19 protein-coding genes, 4 tRNA genes and 1 pseudogene are annotated in these 21,791 nt (G+C 64.8%); 12 read left to right on the top strand and 12 right to left on the bottom strand.

Annotation, left to right across the window (positions count from 1 at the left end; genetic code table 11):
• Positions 1 to 7: 7 nt before the first annotated feature.
• Positions 8 to 985 (bottom strand): aldo/keto reductase, encoded by a 978-nt coding sequence (locus IU452_RS14915; RefSeq protein WP_324192621.1) that lies wholly within the window; start codon positions 983 to 985, stop codon positions 8 to 10.
• Positions 986 to 1,109: 124 nt separating this feature from the next.
• On the opposite strand from IU452_RS14915, the gene IU452_RS14910 reads away from it, so the two are divergent.
• The gene (locus IU452_RS14910) at positions 1,110 to 2,348 is read left to right on the top strand and encodes a class I SAM-dependent methyltransferase (protein ID WP_324192620.1); all 1,239 of its coding nucleotides are present in this window, start codon (positions 1,110 to 1,112) and stop codon (positions 2,346 to 2,348) included.
• 3 nt (positions 2,349 to 2,351) lie between these two features.
• On the opposite strand, the gene IU452_RS14905 is transcribed toward IU452_RS14910, so the two are convergent.
• The 3 genes and pseudogenes from IU452_RS14905 to IU452_RS14895 form a co-directional block, all read right to left on the bottom strand.
• Entirely contained in the window at positions 2,352 to 3,083 is a 732-nt protein-coding gene (locus IU452_RS14905; protein ID WP_195109564.1) for a class I SAM-dependent methyltransferase, read from the bottom strand.
• A gap of 13 nt (positions 3,084 to 3,096) precedes the next feature.
• A complete protein-coding gene (locus IU452_RS14900) occupies positions 3,097 to 3,936 on the bottom strand; it encodes an ABC transporter permease (RefSeq protein ID WP_195109563.1) in 840 nt (279 codons plus the stop codon).
• A pseudogene (locus tag IU452_RS14895) lies at positions 3,933 to 4,829 on the bottom strand (ATP-binding cassette domain-containing protein); the annotation flags it as partial. The pseudogene IU452_RS14895 and the gene IU452_RS14900, both read right to left, overlap by 4 nt.
• Positions 4,830 to 5,019: 190 nt before the next feature.
• On the opposite strand from IU452_RS14895, the gene IU452_RS14890 reads away from it, so the two are divergent.
• Entirely contained in the window at positions 5,020 to 6,243 is a 1,224-nt protein-coding gene (locus tag IU452_RS14890; protein WP_228817562.1) for a macrolide family glycosyltransferase, read from the top strand.
• Positions 6,240 to 7,367, top strand: a complete 1,128-nt coding sequence (locus IU452_RS14885) for a DegT/DnrJ/EryC1/StrS family aminotransferase (RefSeq protein ID WP_195109561.1) — start codon at positions 6,240 to 6,242, stop codon at positions 7,365 to 7,367. The genes IU452_RS14890 and IU452_RS14885 overlap by 4 nt, the downstream gene beginning before the upstream one ends.
• Here IU452_RS14885 and IU452_RS14880 read toward each other — a convergent pair whose 3' ends face one another.
• From IU452_RS14880 to IU452_RS14870, 3 genes are read right to left on the bottom strand one after another with little or no spacing between them, the layout of a single operon-like run.
• Positions 7,368 to 7,901 (bottom strand): EF-hand domain-containing protein, encoded by a 534-nt coding sequence (locus IU452_RS14880; protein ID WP_195109560.1) that lies wholly within the window; start codon positions 7,899 to 7,901, stop codon positions 7,368 to 7,370.
• A gap of 19 nt (positions 7,902 to 7,920) precedes the next feature.
• Positions 7,921 to 8,373 carry an SRPBCC family protein gene (locus IU452_RS14875; protein ID WP_195109559.1) on the bottom strand — a complete coding sequence of 151 codons (453 nt, stop codon included), beginning with the start codon at positions 8,371 to 8,373 and terminating at the stop codon, positions 7,921 to 7,923.
• A gap of 12 nt (positions 8,374 to 8,385) precedes the next feature.
• Positions 8,386 to 9,228 (bottom strand): ABC transporter permease, encoded by an 843-nt coding sequence (locus IU452_RS14870; protein WP_228817560.1) that lies wholly within the window; start codon positions 9,226 to 9,228, stop codon positions 8,386 to 8,388.
• Positions 9,229 to 9,477: 249 nt separating this feature from the next.
• Between IU452_RS14870 and IU452_RS14865 the strand changes: the two genes are divergently transcribed.
• Positions 9,478 to 10,638 (top strand): glycosyltransferase, encoded by a 1,161-nt coding sequence (locus IU452_RS14865; protein ID WP_195109558.1) that lies wholly within the window; start codon positions 9,478 to 9,480, stop codon positions 10,636 to 10,638.
• Positions 10,639 to 10,693: 55 nt separating this feature from the next.
• Positions 10,694 to 11,779: a nucleotide disphospho-sugar-binding domain-containing protein gene (locus tag IU452_RS38895; RefSeq protein ID WP_324192618.1), complete on the top strand. Its 1,086-nt coding sequence runs from the start codon at positions 10,694 to 10,696 to the stop codon at positions 11,777 to 11,779.
• A gap of 11 nt (positions 11,780 to 11,790) precedes the next feature.
• Here the strand turns inward: IU452_RS38895 and IU452_RS14855 are convergent, their stop codons facing one another.
• Entirely contained in the window at positions 11,791 to 12,522 is a 732-nt protein-coding gene (locus tag IU452_RS14855) for a class I SAM-dependent methyltransferase (RefSeq protein ID WP_228817558.1), read from the bottom strand.
• Positions 12,523 to 12,770: 248 nt separating this feature from the next.
• On the opposite strand from IU452_RS14855, the gene IU452_RS14850 reads away from it, so the two are divergent.
• Together IU452_RS14850 and IU452_RS14845 are read left to right on the top strand one after the other, a co-directional pair.
• Complete coding sequence (locus tag IU452_RS14850; RefSeq protein WP_195109556.1) at positions 12,771 to 14,075, top strand: NDP-hexose 2,3-dehydratase family protein; 1,305 nt, start codon at positions 12,771 to 12,773, stop codon at positions 14,073 to 14,075.
• A gap of 31 nt (positions 14,076 to 14,106) precedes the next feature.
• Positions 14,107 to 15,216, top strand: a complete 1,110-nt coding sequence (locus tag IU452_RS14845; RefSeq protein WP_195109555.1) for a DegT/DnrJ/EryC1/StrS family aminotransferase — start codon at positions 14,107 to 14,109, stop codon at positions 15,214 to 15,216.
• 173 nt (positions 15,217 to 15,389) lie between these two features.
• Here IU452_RS14845 and IU452_RS14840 read toward each other — a convergent pair.
• Positions 15,390 to 15,461: transfer RNA gene (locus IU452_RS14840), tRNA-Val, on the bottom strand.
• A 322-nt stretch (positions 15,462 to 15,783) separates the two neighbouring features.
• Here IU452_RS14840 and IU452_RS14835 point away from each other — a divergent pair.
• From IU452_RS14835 to IU452_RS14825, 3 genes are all read left to right on the top strand, one after another.
• Positions 15,784 to 15,856: transfer RNA gene (locus tag IU452_RS14835), tRNA-Gly, on the top strand.
• Between the two features lie 22 nt (positions 15,857 to 15,878).
• Positions 15,879 to 15,949, top strand: a tRNA-Cys gene (locus IU452_RS14830).
• 16 nt (positions 15,950 to 15,965) lie between these two features.
• A tRNA-Val gene (locus tag IU452_RS14825) sits at positions 15,966 to 16,040 on the top strand.
• A 13-nt stretch (positions 16,041 to 16,053) separates the two neighbouring features.
• Here IU452_RS14825 and IU452_RS14820 read toward each other — a convergent pair.
• The 3 genes from IU452_RS14820 to IU452_RS14810 are packed head-to-tail and all read right to left on the bottom strand — an operon-like array spanning position 16,054 to position 18,466.
• Entirely contained in the window at positions 16,054 to 16,758 is a 705-nt protein-coding gene (locus IU452_RS14820; protein WP_195109554.1) for a hypothetical protein, read from the bottom strand.
• A complete protein-coding gene (locus IU452_RS14815; protein ID WP_228817555.1) occupies positions 16,755 to 16,955 on the bottom strand; it encodes a hypothetical protein in 201 nt (66 codons plus the stop codon). Before IU452_RS14815 ends, IU452_RS14820 begins: the two co-directional genes overlap by 4 nt.
• On the bottom strand, positions 16,955 to 18,466 hold the full coding sequence (locus IU452_RS14810; RefSeq protein WP_324192633.1) for a DNA cytosine methyltransferase: 1,512 nt from the start codon (positions 18,464 to 18,466) through the stop codon (positions 16,955 to 16,957). The genes IU452_RS14815 and IU452_RS14810 overlap by 1 nt, the downstream gene beginning before the upstream one ends.
• A gap of 419 nt (positions 18,467 to 18,885) precedes the next feature.
• On the opposite strand from IU452_RS14810, the gene IU452_RS14805 reads away from it, so the two are divergent.
• Both IU452_RS14805 and IU452_RS14800 read left to right on the top strand, forming a co-directional pair.
• On the top strand, positions 18,886 to 20,037 hold the full coding sequence (locus IU452_RS14805) for a hypothetical protein (RefSeq protein WP_195109552.1): 1,152 nt from the start codon (positions 18,886 to 18,888) through the stop codon (positions 20,035 to 20,037).
• Between the two features lie 299 nt (positions 20,038 to 20,336).
• Entirely contained in the window at positions 20,337 to 21,509 is a 1,173-nt protein-coding gene (locus IU452_RS14800) for a competence protein CoiA family protein (RefSeq protein WP_195109551.1), read from the top strand.
• Positions 21,510 to 21,791 lie beyond the last annotated feature (282 nt).

Raw genomic sequence — 21,791 nt, 5'->3', positions numbered from 1 at the left:
CCCGGTCTCAATCCAGCCACGCCGTCGGCGCGGGTCCGCCGCGACCGACCGGCGGAAAGAGTTTCTCCAGCATGTCGAGCTCGGCGGGCAACAACGTCACCTCCAGCGCCCGCACCGCTCCGTCCAGCTGTTCCACCGTGCGCGGCCCGATCACGGGCGCCGTCACGCCGGGCCGTGAGAGCACCCACGCCAGGCCCACCTCGGCGGGATCACGCCCCATGTCGGCACAGAACTGCTCGTAGCGTTCGACCGCCGTGCGGTGTGCGGGTAAGGCCGCCGCCGCGCGTCCTTGTGTCGACTTCGCCGCCGTACCTTCCCTGGCCTTGCGCAGCGCGCCGCTCAGCAGTCCCCCGTGCAGGGGCGCCCAGGCCAACACACCCAGTCCGTGTGCCCGTGCGGCAGGCAATACCTCGAGCTCGGGATGACGGCACACGAGGCTGTAGGCGCACTGTTCCGAGACGAGCCCGGCGAGGCCGCGCTGCCGCGCCGTGTGCTGTGCGTCGGCGATGTTCCATCCGGCGAAGTTCGACGAACCCACATACAGCACCTTGCCCTGGGTGATCAGTTGATCCATGGCCTGCCACACGATTTCCCAGCGAACATTCGGGTCGAACTGGTGCATCTGATACAGGTCGATCCGGTCGGTACCGAGGCGGCGCAATGACGCCTCGCAGGCCATCGTGATGTGCCGGGCGGACAGGCCCCGGTCGTTCGGGCGGTCGGTCATCGGCTCTCCGACCTTGGTGGCGATGACGACATCGTCACGTCGACCCGGAGAGTCGGCCAGCCAGCGGCCGATCAGCTCTTCCGTATAGCCACGGTGCACCCGCCAGCCGTAGATGTCGGCGGTATCGATCATGTTCATACCGTGCGCCATAGCGGCGTCGAGGATGCGGTGGGCTTCCGACTCGTCGGTCCGCACCCCCAGATTCACAGTGCCGATGACGAGCCGTCCGACGCGCAGCCCGGTAGAGCCAAGGGTCACTTGACGGCCCATGTCATTCACTCGTCTTCCCGATGCCTCTTTTAGTATGAGTTAGTTAACCCACATCGTAGGGTACGATCCGCAAGGCCGCTCCATTTTTACAACCATATAATATAGTGAAACTGTGACCGGAGGGGATGAGGTAGCTAGTACATGCCGTCTGTGCAACGTCCCGATGTGGGAGTTCCTCGATCTCGGCCCACAGCCGGTGTCGCAACGCTACCGGGAGCCCGGCGACACGTCCGGCGAATTTCTCTTCCGGCTCGCCGTGGGGCAATGTCCCGCGTGCACGCTGGTGCAGCTGATGGAAGAAGTGCCGAGGGACCTCATGTTCCGCGACGACTACCCGTTCACCTCGTCGGGGTCGAGGTTCATGCGCGAGCACTTCACCGCCGTGGCCGAAGAGCTGATCAGCGCCGAGCTCACTGGGCCTGATCCGTTCGTCGTCGAAATCGGCTGCAACGACGGGGTGATGTTGCGTGCCATGAAGGACGCCGGCATACGGCACCTGGGGTTCGAACCGTCCGGCGCGGTGGCAAGGATGGCCGGTGCCGCGGGCATACGAGTGATCACGGACTTCTTCGAGGAGTCCACAGCACGCGCTGTCGCGACCGTCGAGGGACGGGCCGACGTGGTCTACGCCGCGAACACCATCTGCCACATTCCCTATCTGGACTCGGTCTTCCGCGGACTGGATGCGCTGCTCGCCCCCCGCGGCGTGTTCGTCTTCGAGGATCCTTACCTCGGTGACATAGTCGAGAAGACCTCGTTCGACCAGATCTATGACGAGCACTTCTACTTGTTCTCGGCTCGCTCGGTCAGCCGGATCGCGCGGCGCTTCGGCTTCGAGCTCGTCGACGTGCGGCGTCTGCCGGTCCACGGCGGCGAGGTGCGGTACACCCTCGCCCGTGTTGGAACGCGGACGCCGACTGACTCGGTCGTAGCACTGATCGCGGAGGAGGATGCGCGAGGGCTCGCCGACCCCATCACACTGGCGGGTTTCGCCCGCAGGATCAGCAAGATCCGTGACACGCTGGTGAGCGAACTGTCCACACTGCGCCGGCGTGGCCGCCGAGTAGTCGGCTACGGCGCGACGGCCAAAAGCGCCACGCTGCTGAACTTCTGCGGGATCGGCCCCGAACTGGTGCCGTTCATCTGTGACTCGACGGTGAGCAAACAAGGGCTGCTCACGCCAGGGTCACGCATTCCCATCCGGCCGCCCGAAGCGTTCGCCGATCCCTATCCCGACTACGCGCTGCTGTTCGCCTGGAATCACGCGGCAGAGATCATGGCGAAGGAGGCGGACTTCCGCCGCGCGGGCGGGCGGTGGCTGACCTACGTGCCGGACGTGCACGTCATTTGAGCCTCATCGGCGGGTGGCAACGAAGAGCCCATACCCGGACAACCCCTCCGGCTCGAATTCCACCTGACAGCCCGCCGCTTCGAACGCCGCGACGTACTCCTTCACCGTGAACATGGTGAAGCACTCCACTGCGGTGAACCGGCGCACTCCCGAGGGTTCCCCCACCACCCACTGGACCACCATCCGCGCGGTCCTGCCTTGCCCGGTGGTATGCGAAACCCGGGCCACCACACGGTCTTCGACCCGGACCAGGTCACCGCCGACATAGCCGTCGATGAACCGGTCCGGGGTCCACCACGGTTCCACCACCAGCACGCCTCGGAGAGCCAGATGGCGTGCCATCGTCCCGACAGCCTCACGCATCTCCGCAAGGGTGCCCAGGTATGCGATCGCCGTGTACAGGCACGTAATCGCGTCAAAGGACCGGCCGAGATCGAAGTCCCGCATATCACCCGCGTGCACCGGGACGCCAGGTAGTCGGCGCACGGCGCGCTCACGCATCGCCGCCGCGATCTCCAGTCCTTCCACATGATCGAACCGCGCCGCGAACGTCTCGAGATGCGCGCCCGTCCCGCACGCCACATCCAGCAACGACGACGCCCTGGGCAGCCTTGCCCTGATCCGGTCGGTCACCTCGGCGGCCTCCCGTGCCCAGTCCTTGCCCCTGGCTCGGTAGGTCGCCTCGTAGACGTCCGCGTGCTCGGGGCCGAACGCAGCAACCTCGTTCGCGGTCACCAATCCGGTCCGCTCAGCGCCGACGGTAGTAGCGGTACAGCGTCAGCGATCCAAACACCGCAGTCAACACGGCACATACCAGGAATCCCATTCCGATGTCGCCCGCAGTGGCTGTGCCGTGCGCGATCCCGCGTACCGCGGTGGCCATGTGGCTGATCGGGTTGACGGCCACGACCGTCTCCAGCCAGCCCGGCATCGTCTGTTGCGGCACGAACAGGTTGCTGCAGAACATCAGCACGAATATCAGCATCCAGCTCAGCGACTGGACCGAGGACGGTGTGGGCAGCGCCGTCGCAAGGAATGTCCAGAACCACGCGAAGCAGAAGGCGAACACAAGCAGCATCAGCACCGCGACAACCATGCCGCCGACCCCGGCGTCCGGCCGGAACCCGAGCGCCAGCCCGACCACCAGCGGCACCAGCGCCGCGACCAGATACCGGATCAGGTCCCCGCCGATCGCCCCGACCAGCACCGACAGCCGCCAGATCGGCAGCGTGCGGACCCGGTCGAACATGCCGGTGGCGATGTCACGGTTCAGGTGCAGTCCGGTATGCACGGTCGCGATGCACACTGCCATGACCATCACGCCAGGCAGGTAGAACTGGAGGTATTCGGTGGTCGACCCGGCGATCGCGCCGCCGAGCAGGAAAGTGAACAGCAGCGTCGACGTCAACGGCATCACGATCACGTCGGTCAGCTGTTCCGGGGAACGCCGGATCTTCAGCAGGGCACGCCATCCGAACACCACAGTGGCCGCGAATGCACCCGCCTTCGGAGGGCGCTCGGCCACGAGCAGGCCGACGGGAACCTTGCCGTCCACAGTGGACTGGGAGGCTTTACTGGAGACAGTCACACCGACGCCTCCTGCTCACTCCGCTCTTCGGTGGGCACGTGCCCGGTCAGAGAGAGGAATACCTCGTCGAGACTCGGCCTGCCCAAGGCGAAGTCGCTAACCGCCACGCCTGCGCTCGACAGCTCTGCCAGCGCTCGCGTGGCCCGGTCGGAGTCGGGTACGAGCGCAGTCAGCTCGGATGAGTCCACGGCCTTCTGCACTTCGGATCCCAGCGACTCGGAGAGGATCCGCTGTGCTTCGTCGCCCCTGGCGGGATCGACCAGCCGCACCTGCAGAGTGCCCGAACCGGTGCGAGCCTTCAGCTCACCGGGTGTCCCCTCGGCGACCAGCCTGCCGTGGTCCAACACTGCCACTCGATCGGCCAGCCGGTCGGCCTCGTCCAAGTTCTGTGTGGTCAGCAGAACCGTGGTGCCGCCATCCACCAGTGCACGCACGACGTCCCAGACACGGTTGCGGCTACGCGGGTCCAGTCCGGTGGTCGGCTCGTCCAGGAACAGCAGATCCGGTGTCACGACAAGGCTCGCGGCGATGTCGACCCGGCGCCTCATACCGCCCGAGTACGTCTTCAGCAACCGGTCTCCCGCGTCGGCAAGGTCGAAGGCCTCGATCAGCGCGGTGGCCCGCCTGCGTGCAGCGGCGGGCTTGAAGCCCAGCAACCGAGCGATCAGGGTTAGATTCTCCACTCCGGTCAGGTCCTCGTCGACCGACGTGTCCTGGCCGGTGACGCTGACCTTGGCACGGACCTCCGCGGCGTCCCGCACCACGTCGTGGCCGAACACACTGACCGACCCGTCGTCCGGCCGTAACAACGTAGCAAGCACACGGAGCAGAGTCGTCTTGCCCGCACCGTTCGGACCCAAGATGCTGTACACGCCGCCTGCCCGCACCGTGAGATCGAGGCCGTCAATGGCCGTAACCTCGCCGAATGCCTTGCGCAGCCCGAAGATCTGTACGGCCGCCTTCGCGTCGGAGCTCAAGGTGGTTCCCTCCCAGTGACCGCGTCGCCAGTTGTAGCGTAGATCGCTATATGTTTATGGTATCAATAGGAAGGAAAACTCGAACCATTCTGCCGACATCCCCGGTATGACCTCCGAGGGGGGCACCATGCGGTCCTACCACCTGCTCGTCACCGTGGTCGGCGGCACCGGCCACGTCTTCCCAGCACTCGGCACAGTGAGCGAGCTGGTCCGGATGGGGCACCGAGTCACCGTCGTGACCTCCGCCGACTTCGCAGATGCCGTCAGCGGTGCGGGCGCTGCCCTGGTGACCTACCGGTCGGCGTTCGAAGATTTCCACGTTCCCGACGTGATGGATGCCGAGAACGCGGAGGAACTGCTCAACAATGTCTACATCGAGGACAACGAGGCGATCCTGCGTGCCGCCGAGCAGGCTGCCGAGCTCGACAAGCCCGACGCCGTGCTCTACGACGTCTTCCACTTCATTGCGGGCAAACTGCTCGCCACGAAGCTGAACTGCCCCGGTGTGCGGCTCTCGCCCATCTTCGCGGCGAACGAGACGTACTCCGTGTGGGAACACTTGCGCCAGAACCTGAACCAGGGCTACCCGGAGGACTTCGATTCGACCCGCGAGCACATCACGAGGCTGCTGGCAGAGTTCGGCGTGGACGAAACGATCCGACAGTTCTGGGATGGGATCGACGACTTCAACATCGTGTCCATCCCGCGCTCATTCCAGATCGCCGAGGAGTCGTTCGACGAGCGTTTCGTCTTCACCGGGCCGACCATCGAAACGTCACGCCTCGACCAGCAGGAGTGGCGGCCGCCGCCGGGCGATCCGCAGATCCTGCTCGTGTCGCTCGGCTCGACGTGGAACGAGCATCCCGATTTCTTCCAGGCATGCGTGCGCGCCTTCGACGGCACCCCGTGGCATGTCGTGCTGGTGATCGGCGAGCGACTCGATCCGGCCGTGCTCGGCGAGCTACCTCCCAACATCGAGGTGCACCAGTGGATCTCCTTCCTCGACGTGCTGCGGTACGCGTCGGTGTTCGTCACCCAGGGCAGCACCGGCGCCGTGATGGAGTCGCTTTACCGCGGCTGCCCGATGCTGTTGTTCAGCCACTTCACTGCTGAGGCCGAGGTGTCGGCAGGTCGAGTCGTCGAAATGGGCCTCGGGCGTGCGCTGGCCGCGGACATCGGCGCCGAGGAGCTGCGTAAGGCCGTGTCCGACATAGCCGCCGACGAGGAGGTCCGCAGGCGCATCGAGGACATTCGCCGGGAGATCCACGGGTCCGGTGGAGCTGCCCGCGCTGCCGTCGAGATCGTCGACTACATCGGTCGTAGCTCATGATCCCGGTCCTGAAGGTCGCCATGGACTCGGACGGCGCGCTGCGCCGGGTCGCCGACGTGCTGCACAGCGGACGGCTCGAACACGGGCCCGTGGTCGACGAATTCGAACGGGAACTGGCGCGGCGGGTAGGAAACCCGTACGCCGTCGCCGTCGACTCCAATACCTCGGGTATCCACTTGGGCCTACGATTGGCCACGACCGTGACAGGTGGTGACGAGCCCCGGGACGGGGAGGTGCTGAGCACCCCACTGACATTCGAAGCTACGAACTGGCCGATCCTGGCCTGCGGCTTGCGGATCCGCTGGGTGGATATCGACCCGGCGACTCTTACGATCGACCTCGACGACCTGGCGAGCAAGATCACCCCCGCCACCCGGGCGATCTCCCTCGTGCACTGGATGGGTTACCCGGTCGACGAGGACCGGCTGCGGCAGGTGCTCGATGCAGCCGAGGCCCAGCACGGCGTGCGCCCGATCGTCGTCGAGGACTGCGCGCACGCGTGGGGTTCGACGTACCGCGGTCGACCGCTCGGCAATCAGGGCAACATTTCCGTGTTCAGCTTCCAGGCGATCAAGCACCTGACGAGCGGCAGTGGTGGGCTGGTCGTCCTGCCCGACGCGCAATCGCACGAGCGGGCCAAGCGATTGCGCTGGTTCGGCATCGACCGTGCCGCCGATCGGGTGCATGCCGACTACGACGTCCCCGAATGGGGCTACCGCTTCCAGATGAACGAGGTGTCCGGGGCGATCGGCCTTGCCAACCTCGAAGCGGTCGACGCCAGGGTCGAGCGGCACCGTAAGAACGCCGCGTTCTACGACCGGGAACTGGCCAACGTGCCCGGCCTCGAACACACCGAACGGGCAGCCGACCGAGAGTCGTCGTTCTGGATGTACCCGCTCAAGGTCGACGACCGCCCGGAGTTCATGCGCAAGCTCGAAGCAGCGGACATCATGTCGACAGTGCTGTCGCGCCGCAACGATCTGCACAGCTGTGTCGAGCGGTACGCAGAGCCTCTCCCCGGTCTCGACAGCGTCGCCGACCGGATCGTGCACATCCCGGTCGGCTGGTGGGTCTCCGACGAGGACCGTGAACACATTGTCGACACCATCAGATCGGGCTGGTAGTCACGCCTCCGCGCGTGCCGACCACCAGCGGTCGCTGTCCTCGGCGTTGCTGTAGAACTCCTCTATATAGGCGACGAACCGGTCGCGCTGCACATACCCGTCGCGGTCGTCGTCGAGCTGCAGGAACATGTCCAGGCTCTCCACCTGGCCCCAGCCGGTCACGGTCTGGCACGTCATCCAGGCCTGCAGCGAGACACGTCCCTCGCCCTCCGGGTCGCCGACATCGAAAACACCGACCGCCCAAGGAATCGCGGCGTTCTCGATGAACCCCGGCTGGTCGTGCGACGCCACCCACTCCTGTTTGCTGACCCGCTTATCGCCCGCCTCGTCGAAGTGCCCGATCAGGTCCTGCCACAGCCGGTTGGCCTTTCGGGTGATCTGGCTCCACGCCGGCGTGCCCGGTGGCACATGCAGCGCGACGCACCACCGCTGGACCAGAACGTCGATGTCCACCTGGCCGATCAGTCCGTCCCGGTCGGTGTCGAATGCGTCGAAGAGCATCTCGTACTCCTCGGTCCGCAACGCTGAACCCATGATCTGCTCCTGTTCGCACTCAGCCGGAACGCGCCAGCATCGGATCGAGCCGGTCACGTAGCAGGAACTCCCACGCCTCCCCGTGCTCGGTGCTCGTCTTCTCGTCACGGAAACCCTTGTGAGTCAAACGAAGACGCGAACCGTCGCCGTCCGGCTCGATCTCGACGCGCAGCACGGTCTCGACCCCGTGCGTGCCTGCCTCGTTGAGCCAGGTAATCTCGAACAACCGATCCTTCCGCACGGCGAGGACCCTCCCGTAATGGGGATGCCGAGAGCCTTCGTGAAACGTCTCGAAGAAATACGGGGCATCCACTTCGGCCCGCATCCGGATCGCACCGGGCTCGGCGAACCACTGGTCGAACTTCTCCGTGAACGCGCGGTAGACCGCCGATGGCGGCGCGCTGGTGTTGTGTTCGACCGTCGTGGCGTACGGCCGGTCCGACAGGTCCGGAGAATGCAGTGCGTCGCTCATCTGTCTGCTCCTTCAGCCGACTCGGCGGCGTTTGGTGAAGGCACCCAACGCCAGTGGCGCGAACACCGCGCTGAGCCCGGCACAGAGCAGCAGGCCCACCCAGAGCTGGCTCATGGTGATGGTTCCGTGCATCAGGCCACGGGTCACGTCTGCAGCATGCGAGACCGGGTTGAGCTGCACGATGAACCGTACCCAGCCGGGCATGGTCTCCACCGGCGCGAGGATGCTGCTGCCGAACAACACGACCGAGTTCACCATCATGATCACGCTCTCCGCGGTACCCGGGGCCCGTGCCACGATTCCGATCCACGTCCACACCCATGACAGGCTGAACGCGAACAGCTGCAGGAACAGCGCCGCCAGCAGCACCCCCAGGACGCCACCCGACGGCCGGAACCCCAGCAGCAGACCGATCGATACGGCCACGACCGTGGACAGCAGGTACCGGACCGTATCGGCGAGGATCGGGCCGGTCAGTACCGAGAGGGGCCGCACAGGAAGCGTCCGCACCCGGTCGAAAAGGCCGGAGGCCATGTCCTTGTTCATTGCGAACCCGGTGCTCATGCTGATCATGACGACCGCGAGCAGCGCAACACCGGGCGTGAAGAACTGCAGGTACTCCCGCGGTGATCCGGCGATGGCGCCGCCGAAGCCGTAGGTGACCAGCACCAGGAAGACGATCGGCTGGACGACCGCATCGAACATCGTGTCGGGGACATGCTTGATTTTGCGGACCGACCGCCACGCGAACGCCGCCGATGCCGCCAGCGCACCCGCTTGCGGCGGCCGCTCCCGGGTCAACAGAAACTCGTGCATGGTGGGGCCGGGTCCGCTATGAGATACCACGAGGCTCATCGCCGCATGTCCTTTCGCTTCACAGAGGTGCGCCGTCGGAGGTCTAGCGGTCCTCGACACAAGTAGTTGAAGTTTCGAGGCCGTACGCACCGGATCAGGCGGACCCGCGGAGAGCGAAAAACCTTATCCCCTAAGCCAGATGCCTGCACGACCGTGATCAAGCGACTTGGTTTGCGTCATAGTTCTATTTCACTGCCATAGTATATAGTGATACCTCGTCACTGCGCAGCCGGCCGAGAGGACGTCGCCATGCGCATCCTGGTTACCACCGTTCCCGCCGTCGGGCATTTCCTGCCTGTCGTGCCACTGACACTGGCTTTGCGGGCAGCGGGTCACGAGGTGATGGTCGGACTGGCCGAGCACGCGGAGGTCGCGGCACGTGCGGGCCTGCCGGTAGTCGACGTCGCCCCCGGCTACGACGCAGTCGCGGTGACCAGCAAAGTGCTGCGCGACGACCCGGAGTTCTTCGACTCCGCCTGGAACGTCACCCTCACGCCGGACATGACGATCGCGCCCCGCGCGCCCATGTTCGCCGCCATCAACCGTCCGTTGATCGCGGGAACCATGGAGCTCGCCGACCGGTGGCAGCCGGAACTGGTCGTCTACGAGCAGACCGCCACGGTGGGGCTGATGGCAGCCGCGCGGCTCGGAGTGCCTGCCGTGCAACAGAACATCGCCATCATGGCCACCGGCGAGACGCACCGGGCCACCGCGGCGCTGCTCGCCGAGGAATGCGAGAAGTACAGGGTCCCACAGGAGTTGCCGCCACCTCTGGCGACCATCGAGGTGATCCCGCCGAGCATGCTCAGCGTGCCGACCGACGGCTGGTTCATGGGCGGCGCCCCGTTCAACGGCGGTGGCGTGCTGGGCAGTGAACTGCCCACGCGACCGGAAAAGCCGCGGATCGCATTGACGCTGGGCAGCGGGTTCTCGCCGGACTACTACGGTCTGGATGCGCTCGAGGCAGTGGTCGCCGCAGCGGCCGCGGTCGACGCAGACTTCCTGATCGCACTGGGCGAAGCGTCCGTCGAACGGCTCGGCTCGTTGCCGCCCAACGTGCGGTCCCTCGGCCGGTGGTTCCCGTACACCGAACTTTTCCGTACCTGTGCTGCGGTCGTGCACCACGGTGGTGGCGGCTCGATCCTGACGGCTATCAACGCGGGCATTCCGCAGATGGTTGTGCGCATGGACCTCGACCCGGCGGCACAGATCATGGGAAATGCGGTGCGCGACCGTGGCATCGGAATCTCCACCTCAGCCGGAGAGATCACGCCCGGCCAACTGGAGCGGCTGCTCACCGACGACACGCTCCGGCGGGCGACCGCCGAGGTCGCGGCGGAGGTCGCCGCACTGCCGTCCCCGGCGGACATCGCCGCACGGCTGACGAACCACGTGATCACGAAAGGGTGACGCGGTGCGCGTGCTGTTCTGTTCTCACCCGGGAATCAGCCACTTCTTGCCATTGGTGCCTATTGCATGGGCGTTGCGCGCCGACGGGCACGAGGTGCTGGTCGCCATCGCGGACTGCGCCGCCGACGCCGCCTTGGCCGGCCTGGAGATTGTCGATGTCGCACCCGATTTCGACATGAACACTGTCACCGAGTGGGTGGCCACTGAGCATCCGGACATGCTGGGTGCCGAGATGGTCAAACCGATGATCGATCTGGAGGAGTGGGCGGTCGGGCTGGCGGCGGTCAATCGCCCGCTGGTCGAGGGCACCATTGCACTGGCCGACGACTGGCAGCCTGGCCTGGTCATCTACGACCAGGCAACGACGGTCGGGCTGCTGGCCGCGGACCGGTGCGGGGTGCCGTCGGTACAACAGAACCTGGGCGGCTTCCGTACCGGCCGGACACACGAAGCCATCGCCGAGCACCTGGCCGACCTGTCCGCGCCGTACCACGCCCACGCGGGCAAACCCACCGTGACGCTGGAGTTCTACCCACCGAGCCTGCTGAACCGGCAGTCCGAGGGGCGTTTCATGCGCTGGGTCCCCTACAGCGGGGGAACCGTGGTGCCCGGGCGACTGCCCGCGCCACCCACCATCCGGCCGCGCATCGCCGTTTCGATGGGAACCACGGAGCTGCAAGGGTTCGGTCTCGGGTCGCTGGCATCCATCGTCGAGGCGGGTGCCCGAGTCGACGCCGACTTCGTGCTCGCGGTTGGCGATGTCGATCTCGAACCGCTCGGCAACTTGCCCCCGAACTTCCAGCGGGTCGGCTGGACTCCGCTGGCGTCGCTGCTGCGCACCTGTACTGCACTGATCCACCACGGCGGTGGTGGCAACGTGATGACCGCGGTGGCGGCCAATGTACCGCAGCTCATAGCGCACGACCCCGCCAACCTCATGCACCACATCACCTGCGCCGCAGTGCGAGAGCGCAACATCGGCTTCGCCGGTTCGTCCGACCTTGTCGACCCGGTGATGATCGAGGCGCTCATCCACGACGACGGCTTGCGTCGTGCGACGAACGAGGTACACGCTGAGAACGCGGCGCTGCCTTCACCCGCGGCAACGGCTAGGGCCATCCTGGACATCGTGTCCGGCTGAACGGCTTCGCGTCAGCGGTTCAGCACGCCGACCAGTCGACGTCGCCCGGTCGCCGGCCGCTGGTGCATCTCGACCGTGAGACCGGCCGCACGAAAAGCTGTTTCATAGTCGCCGTCCCGAAACAGCGTGAGCATCTCGTATTCCGTGAACGAGCGGATGCCGGTATGGTCAGCCACGGTCAGGTGCACCGTCATGCGGCAGACCGAACCGATTCGCTCCGAGTAGGACACTCGGCTGATCGCCCGTCCGTCCTCCTGGTGCAGGCCGGCCGACACGTAGTGGTCCAAAAAGGTCTCCGGCGACCACCACGGCTCGACCACCAGAACACCGCCCGGGGCAAGGTGGACCGTCATGCGGGCGATGGCCTTGTGCAGTTCCTCGACCGTGCGCATATACCCGATGCTGTAGGACAAGCAAGTCACGGCATCGAACCGGCCCGGCACATCGAACGTGCGCATATCGCCCGCGAAAACCGTGCTGTCGGGGCTTGTCCGGGCAGCCACCGAGCGCATGCCCGCCGACAGGTCGACGCCCGCCGTCCGCTCGAAAAGCCTGCTGAACTCGGCAAGGTGGTTGCCGGTTCCGCAGGCCACGTCCAACAACGAACCAGCATCCGGATTGTGGCGGCGCACCTCGGCGGCGATGTCCTCCGCCTCGGCACGCCAGTCCCAGCCACGGGAGGCATGGATCGCGGCATAGACGTCGACGTAGTCGTTGCTGTAGATAGTGTCGTGCGTCCACATGATGCTAGCGATTCCAGAGCTCTAAAAGGCTATCAGATACTAAAGTCAGGTACGGAAAGTTGCCGCGATCCCACGGTCACCAGCGCAGAATCCCCGAATCCTGACGGAGTTTTACTAACTAATAGTATAGTGAAAGAGTTCGGTGATCCGACGAATGGTCCACCATGCAGGGCAGCGCGTTGCTCAACATCTGCGGGGTCCGCCGCCAACGAGCTGCTCGCTGGGGCAGGTGACACGGGAGCACATGCATGACGGAGAAGTCGGCTGCCACTGTCCAGTCATGGCTGGCCGATATCGCCAAGCGCAGGCGGATGAGCACCGCCATCGTGCCGCTGGCCGGCCTATCCGGCTGGCAGCACGATCCGGAGACCGACGATATCCGGCATCGCAGCGGCAAGTTCTTCACCGTCCACGGCCTGAGGGTCGATCGGCCGAACGGGCCGGTGCCGCACTGGGACCAGCCCATCATCCATCAGCCCGAGGTCGGCATCCTCGGCATCCTTGCCAAGCGGATCGACGGCGTGCCGCACCTGCTGTTACAGGCCAAGGCCGAGCCAGGCAACCACAACGGACTCCAGCTCTCGCCTACGGTCCAAGCCACACGCAGCAACTACACGAGGGTTCACGGTGGCCGTGCCGTGCCCTATCTCGAGTACTTCCAGGACACCTCCGGTAGCAAGCTGGTCACTGACGTGCGCCAGTCCGAGCAGGGAGCCTGGTTCTTCCGTAAGCGCAATCGCAATATGGTCGTGGAGACCACCGACGACGTCACGGCGATCGACGGATTCCGATGGCTGCCACTCGGCGCGGTATGCCGAATGCTCGCGGTGGACGACATGGTCAACATGGACACCCGGACCGTGTTGTCGTGCTTGCCATTCAGGGAGCCGGCCGCGGGCAGCAGACACCACATGGACGACATCCTCGAGTGGATCACGGACATCCGCACCAGTACCGAGCTCGGCACCGAACGGATCGGGCTGCGCGACCTCACCGACTGGCATGTCGACGACGCCGGAATCCGCCACAGCACAGGCGCGTTCTTCGATGTCATAGGGGTCCAGGTGAAGACGAGCGCCCGTGAGGTCGACCAGTGGTGCCAGCCGATGTTCAGGCCGCACGGCATGGGGCTCGTCGCGTTCCTGGTCAACCGGATCGATGGAGTGCTGCATGTGCTGGCGCACGCCCGAACTGAGCCCGGTTGTGTCGACGTCGCCGAACTGGCACCGACCGTGCAGTGCGCTCCGAGCAACTTGCCGCACCTTCCCAAAGCTGCCCGCCCGCCGTTCCTCGACCAGGTGCTGGGTGCGTCCAGGCACCAGGTGCTGTTCGGGGCAATCCAGTCGGAGGAGGGCGGGCGTTTCTACCATGCACGAACTCGCTACCTCATAGTGCAGACCGACCTCGGTGTCCGTGTCGAAGACGAATACCCGGACTACCGCTGGATCGCGCCGCACCAGCTGACCGATCTGCTCCGGCACAGCCACTACGTGAACGTCCAGGCACGCAGCCTGCTGGCTTGCCTGCGCAGCCTGCACACGCCCACGTACTGACCCCTATTCATCAACGGAATCCGAGACAGCCATGACAACGCGGGTATGGGACTACCTCCAGGAGTACGAGACCGAGCGAGCAGACATCCTCGCCGCGGTGGACCAGGTATTCCGTTCGGGCCGCCTCGTGCTCGGCGAGAGCGTCCAGCAGTTCGAACGGGAATACGCCGCGTACCACGGGGTGCGACACTGCGTCAGCTGTGACAACGGCACCAACGCCTTGGTCATGGCCCTGCGTGCACTCGGGATCGGGGCCGACGACGAAGTGATCACTGTGTCCAACACCGCGGCCCCGACCGTAGTGGCCATCGACCAGGTCTGCGCCACCGCTGTATTCGTGGACGTCCACCCAGACACCTATCTCATGAACACCGAACAGGTGGCGGAAGTCATCACCGATCGGACCAAATGCCTGCTGCCGGTACACCTCTACGGCCAGTGCGCCGACATGGCACCGCTGATGAATCTCGCTGAGCAGCACGGACTCGCGATTCTGGAGGACTGCGCCCAAGCACACGGGGCACGTCACCATGGCCGCCCCGCCGGGAGCATGGGCACGGCAGCGGCGTTCTCCTTTTATCCCACCAAAGTACTCGGCGCGTACGGCGATGGCGGTGCGGTGATCACATCCGATGACAGTCTCGAGGCGGCCTTACGGCGCCTTCGCTACTACGGCATGACGGACCGCTACTACGTCGTCGCCACACCTGGCCACAACAGCCGTCTCGACGAAGTCCAGGCCGAGATTCTGCGCCGGAAACTGCGCAGGCTGGACGACTACGTCGCTGCCCGGCGCTCGATCGCGCGGCGGTATGCCGAGGGGCTCGGCGACACCGACCTGGTGCTACCACACGTCTCCCCCGGCAACGATCACGCCTACTACCTGTACGTCGTACGACATCCGAGGCGGGAAAAGATCCTGCAGCGCCTGCGGGCTTACGACATCGAACTGAACGTCAGCTATCGCTGGCCGGTACACACTATGTCCGGATTCGCTCACCTCGGCTATGCCAGGGGCGCACTGCCGGTCACCGAGGCCCTCGCGAACGAAATCTTCTCGCTGCCTATGTACCCGTCGTTGCCCGAAGGCATCCAGGACAAGGTGATCCACGCGCTGCGCGAAGTGCTGGCGGATGTATGACCGCGGTCCTGAACGGAATCCGGCTCGCCGCCACCGACACCCCGCCTCGACGCCGGTCCGCCAGCCCGAGCAGACCATCGAAGTGGTCTCCAATAAGCTAGCTCGGATTCCCCGACACCGAACGCGAAAGCGGCAGGTGATCACCAAACCGGTGCTGACCTAACGCTTCTCTGTGGTCCCAGCTGGGTTCGAACCAGCGACCTCTCGCGTGTGAGGCGAGCGCTCTCCCACTGAGCTATGAGACCGGAGTGGGATTCGGGCGGCTTTGCGTGCCGTTCCGAACGAGATGGAACCTTAACACGCATCACCCGCGTCACACCAAATCGGGGTTCTACCTGGGGGTTCGTTGGTGGGTGGGATTTCGGGGGTGGAGGGCGTGGGGTGGACAGGGGGCGGGGTGGGTGACAGGGAAGGGCAGTGGGCTTCGGTTCCGGGGGGAGCGGGCGAACTACACCGTTGTCATTCACAATCACCCCCTTCTACCAGCCGATTTGTTGCTCGTGCGGATAGTGGGCTAATGTTCTCTCTCGCAGCCGGACGGCACGAAAGAGCCGCCGGAGGCGCCACGCGGATGTAGCGCAGTTGGTAGCGCATCACCTTGCCAAGGTGAGGGTCGCGGGTTCGAATCCCGTCATCCGCTCGAAGGCCAACCGGCCTTGGTTGGCGGTGTGGCCGAGTGGTGAGGCAACGGCCTGCAAAGCCGTGCACACGGGTTCGATTCCCGTCGCCGCCTCTGAGAAGGCGACCACGCGCGATTAGCTCAGCGGGAGAGCGCTTCCCTGACACGGAAGAGGTCACTGGTTCAATCCCAGTATCGCGCACCAACCTTTACGCAGGTCAGCCCCGGTTTTTACCGGGGCTGATTGCGTTCGTGCCCAACGCGTGCCCAATCTCCTGGTTGCTGCTACGTCCCTGAGCTGCGAACTGGCTGGAGCAGACGGCGCACGTGATTCCTCCGAGTTCGAACGTGCTTGGCGCTACGCGGATCCGACGGCCACATGAGCAGACGGCCGCAATCCCGTTGTTGTGCCCTCCTCCCCGCTCGCTGATGTCCGGCTCTCGGTGGCGGTAGGCAATGAGCGCGAGACTGAGCTCCTGAAGATGCGGCCGGTACCGGATAAGGGTGATGTCAGACACCGAAGTGACTGCCCATCCATGCCCTGGGTCTGCGTCGACGGTCAGACCAAGCTCCACTGCGAGGTCGCGATAGCGCCTGTTGTGCCAGCGGCCCTGTCGGCTGGTGTCTTTCATACCGCGGGTGACTGCCATGCCGTGAGCGGCTTCGTGCAGCAGCGTGCACAGCACCTCGACTGGTCCGCGGTTGAGTCCTTCCCCGCCCACGAACAGCTCGTGCAGCTCGTAGTCCCCGCGCACCCATCGATGCGGCGCGAAGTGCCCCAGGTTCAGGCCGGCGGGTGTGGAGCCGGACGCGATCGCCAGCACCACCTCCGGTACGTCGGGGTGGCGCGCCCGGATCGCCGCCCACGTGGATTCGAGGGCGGCGACCAGGAGCCCGGTCACCGTATTCGGTGTCCCGGTCATGGCTCGAGGTACCGCCATTCGATCCGGGTCACCTCGGTCTCCGGGCGACAGTCGCGGTGGGCGCGGCAGAAGAACGCCACAAACAGCGTGATCTGGTCCCCGGCCCGCAGCATCCGCCACCCGACGCGGCGGGTCACCGTCTTCGCACGGGCAACAACTTGCGGCTCGGTCAGCGACACCGACATCAGCCGCGCCATCACGCCACCACCTCATGGCCGAGCGATTCCGCCACGGCGGCGATCAGATCCCGCGCGGCGGGTGGGGTGACAGCGTTGCCCGCGAGCCGGACTTGTTCGCGGCGGTTGCCTCGCATGATGTAGTCGCGGTCGAATGCCATGGCCTGTTTGATCTCGTACGGTTCCAGCATCCGGAACTCGCAATCTTCCACCCGCGCCGTCACCGGCCGTGCCAACCCGTGATGGTTCCCGGCCGCTGCGACCGTATCCAGCGGTTCCGCTGTCGATTTCGCGGTGTTGTGGTTTCGTAGCGGCACGACCATCGCCCACCGCTCCCGTGTGGTGACCGTGCCGTACGCGTCGTCGGTGGTGCGGGCGGTGCCATGCCCGTAGTACGGCACCAGCAGCCCGGTCTCCGACCGTGTCGTCATCGTCCGCATCGGCACACTCGCGGGCTGGGCTTGCTTGCTGTCGCGGCCCTCCACCGGCACCAACAGGGCATCGGCCTCCCGCGTGGTCCGGGTTGGCATGGGCTCGACCACCGACACCGCCTGATCCCGCCACGTCCCCCCGGCAGGCACCAGCAGCGCATGATTGGACCCGTCGGCCACCACCGTCGCCAACGTTTCCGTTACCGGAATGTTCCGCACCCGCCCGGACCGGAACAGCGACAGGAACGACTCATCCCCGAACCTCGCCAACCCCGCCTCGATCCGCGCTACCGTCTTCGCCGCCAAGGGCTTGTCGCGATCGCCGATCCGCTGCCCGCGCAGCTGCCAATCGATGACTGTGGCGGCGGGCAGCCAGTCCGGCTCCACAACCGTATTGCGGCACCGGATGCTCGGGCACCGCCACACGTACTGAGCGCGGTAGCGGCCCCATGGATGCGTCGGGTTCTTCCACGCCTGCACGGCCAACACCACCCGCTCACACCCCGGACACCACGCTTTCGGCCGAGTCCACCGATCCAAGTCCGGTCGGCGCTGCCCACGTCGCCAGAACACCACATACACCCGGTCACGCGACTGCGGCGCCGGAGCGCCCACTGCTTGGGCATGCATCGAGTTCAAGTACACGGTCTGGTGGTCGTAGCCGAGTGCGTCCATCGCGTGCAGCCACGAGGCGAACAGCACCCATTTCGCGGCATCCACCACGTTTTCCACCACAATCGCCCGATACCGGTGAAACTCGGTGAACCGCACCACATCCCACATCGTCGCCCGGCTGCGTTCGGCCGCTTCGTCGGGCAGGATCTCGCCGAACAGGTCCGGGGTGGAGTCGATATTGCGGCTCCGTCCTCGTGCCATGCTGTGGTTTGTGCACTCCGGCGACGCCCACAACAGATCCGTGCTCGGATACCGGCGCGGGTCCACTTGCGTGATATCCGCGCAATCATGATCGGTCTCCGGGTGATTCGCGTTGTGCGTTTCGATCGCCAACGCCCAATGATTCGCCGCCATCCGCACCCGCACCCCCGGCACCAACACCGCCCCACTGCTCGAGCCCCCAGCACCACAGAACAAGTCCGTCATCGTCAACATCGGCACGCATCCCCTTCCCGGGCAACGCCATTGACACGTACGTGTCAAAAAGCTGGATGAACCGGGCAGGACGCCTGATCTGCTGAGCGCGCGCCGCGCCCCGCCCGGGGCAGGCCCACCGGCCTGCCCGCACCGCCTGCCCTGGCATCGTCCGCTGTAGTGGATCCGCCCGAGCGTGCTGGTGCGGAACGCGCCGGAGCGTGCACGGACGAATTCGCCGCACCACCACCGCACCAATTTGCCTGGCCTGGACGCGAATTCGTCCGTGCCGGGCGCGGACCGCACCCAGCGCGGCGGGTGGAGGAAGCGGACGATGCCGTACAATCAGCGGCGCGCGCTCAGATCTCCCGCGGCAAGAAGCTGACTCAATATCGCCGCGGTGTATGGGTACGTGGTGATGTCATTGACGTATGTCGAAGTTTGCACCCGAAGGCACACAGAAAAAGTTCGGCTTGCAGACCGCCAAACAAGCTGCGGCCGTTGCTACTGCATACGAAAAGGCAACCCTGCAACTGACCAAGGACATGCGTAGCAGTCCCCAGCTAGGTTGGGTCATCAATCAGATCGAGCCCGGCATCCGAGACGCTGACCGGTTCACGCCCATAGACAAGACCGCGCTCATCGCCGCCAATGGCCCCAACGGTCGAACCGTTGTCGACAGCTTGCAGTCAATGCTGTTTGAGTCTGAAACCGTTCAGATTTGGCGCGAGCATCGAGTGATCTACCGTGTGCACCCCGAGCTAGCGGTGAGTCTGGCCGAGACCGAGCCCGGAACACAGATCCCGTGCGAGGTGTTTCGGCGGCTTCCGCATCCCGACCCGTTCATCACTTTCCCGACTCCGTTACCGGCGCCCCACCCTACAGGTGCGAAGCAGGTGACTGCACCTCCGGTGTATGTCGGCATACTGGTGGTTGGATGGACCAACGAGATCACGCTCTGCTCGACAGCTGACCCGCGGTTGTGGATGCTGAAGGTGACGTTGATCGGACGTGTGCAGTCCGTAGGCAACAGCGAACCCGACTATCCCTGGTACAGCATTCAGATTCCTTGTTCTCCTCAGCATCGCTACACGGTGGAGGAGATGATCCGGGAAGTTCACCATCCCCTCGACGGCATCAGTCCGAACGCCGCTCCAACCGACATCGAACTCAATGCTTACCGGTTGGCCGTCAGCTTGCTGTTGTATCTGTGCAGCAACCGCTGCGATCTGGGATCGGCGACCGAACTGTTACCAGGCCGAAAGAAACGCCGCACTCAAGGTGTCATGAGCACTGTCATCGATCTCGGATTCGACGTGGGGCCCAAACTTCTCGCTGCCCAGGAAGCGGCGACGAACTCCGAAGCCGGACTCGGATCCGGCAGACGCATCCGATCACATATCCGGCGCGCCCATTGGCACACCTACTGGACCGGTCCCCATGACGAGCAAGTTGCGGATGTCCGTTGGCTGCACCCAATCCTGGTCAATCCCGTCGACCGCGATCCATCGCGCCCTACGGTGATCGACGCTGACGAGCCCGAAGATCGCCGACCGCAAGCCGAACGACCTGACTCGCAGTAACCGCTGCGATTCGCTACACCACCGCAAGTCAGTCGTCAATGGCGACCGAACAAGACCACTTGCAACCGATATCGACAATCATGGTGTTCAGCTCTAACCTTGGATACGGCCGCACCGCATCCACAACCTGAACTACATACACACCTCGGCGATACATACTCAACTGATACTTCAGCCGATTCAGGCTCCCCTAACTCAACTCAGCCGAACCCCTGACATCTCATCGAATAGCGCGGCCTGCCAACGCCTTCCTGCGATCGCCGGAAGGCGACCTTCCTATTCGACAAGGGGTGTTCCGAGTGGGTTCCTCTAACCAACTCGTCGTCGCGCTCGACCTCACGCGTCAGCAGTACGTCTGCGCGCCAATGGATCCGGCCGACCCGTATATGCAAGAACTCAGAAGCATGAGCTACATCGGCGACCGGACGCTGGTGTGCGCTCTCTGCTACATCGAATTCGGGTGCAAGGTTCCCGTGATCGTCAGAGGCTGTGTGGGTGGCCTTCGCCGACCACACTTCGCGCACCCGGCAGGCCACACACCGGACGGCGGTCAACATCACCCGGAAACGGTATGGCATCTGACCAGCAAAACGATCCTGGCCGACTGGACACGGCAACAGCCGAACGTGATCGAGGTCCGCAACGAGGTCTGGCTTCCCGACCGCGAGCGGCGTGCCGACGTCCAGGTGCTGTTCGCCGATGGACGCCAAGTCGCTCTCGAAATCCAGGGCTACCGGTTGACCGATAGCGAATGGACCAGCCGGCACCGCGACTACCAGCGCAACGGCGTCACCGATGTATGGCTGTGGCATCCCGCCAGCCGACCACACTGGATCGTCCTCAACGATCCCGACGACAGACAGCAATTGTGGACTTTCGATCCGCAAGACCGTTCCATCGCCCTGATGATCGCGGCGCCACACCGAACCCTGTGGCCCCGCGACGAAATCCAATACCGAGTACGGCACATACCACCCTGCATCGGCGACCAACTGATCCCACACCAGCTCCGACTCGACGAACTGCCCCTGACTCCCGACGGACTCGACATCCCTACTGCCCTAAAGCAATCACTGGCCACCGAGCTTCGCCACGAACACGATCGCGACCAAACAGCCTGGCCAGTCGTCCATGCCGCACGTATCTGGGCCCATTGGATCCGCCTGCAGAGCGCGTTCAGGAAAACCGGCCACGCACCCGACCGGTCAGACCGCTTCGACACACGGGGGCTGTTCACACCACCACAGTCAGTGCACTGCACACAATGCGGCCACATCCTGCAACCAGATACGAGCCCAACCGAAGTCCCAGCGTGCCGACCAACAGACCCCACCAGGCCCTCCAGCACCCAACAGACACCAGCATTACCCACCCAACTATCCGCCACTCAACCCGAACCAACTCCCCGCACCCAACCACGATCTACCCGACGCAACCCACCCCCCGACCCAAACCAACTCTCCCTCTTCTAACCCAACCCACACTTAACCCAACCCACACTTTCTGATCTTGCTCACTGCTCGTTCCTGCTGACCTGTCCCACTCTCCCAACTGTCCCCGATTCCGAAGAGACCAAAGACACAACGAAGTGGGTCTTTGGTCTCTTCGGAATCGGGGACACCACAGCGTCCAAACCTGCAGGTCAGCAGGAACGAGTCCCCTTACCTGGTACCACTCGGTCGGTAAGGGGTTTGTAAGAGCAGCGTCCTGGGCCGTTATGACGAACTGTAAGGGCTACATTCACTTCTATCGTT

Origin of the sequence: Nocardia transvalensis (genome assembly GCF_015477765.1) — a bacterium.
In the GTDB taxonomy this organism is placed as follows: Bacteria; Actinomycetota; Actinomycetes; order Mycobacteriales; family Mycobacteriaceae; genus Nocardia; species Nocardia transvalensis_A.
This window is presented reverse-complemented; position numbering and strand designations above follow the sequence as displayed.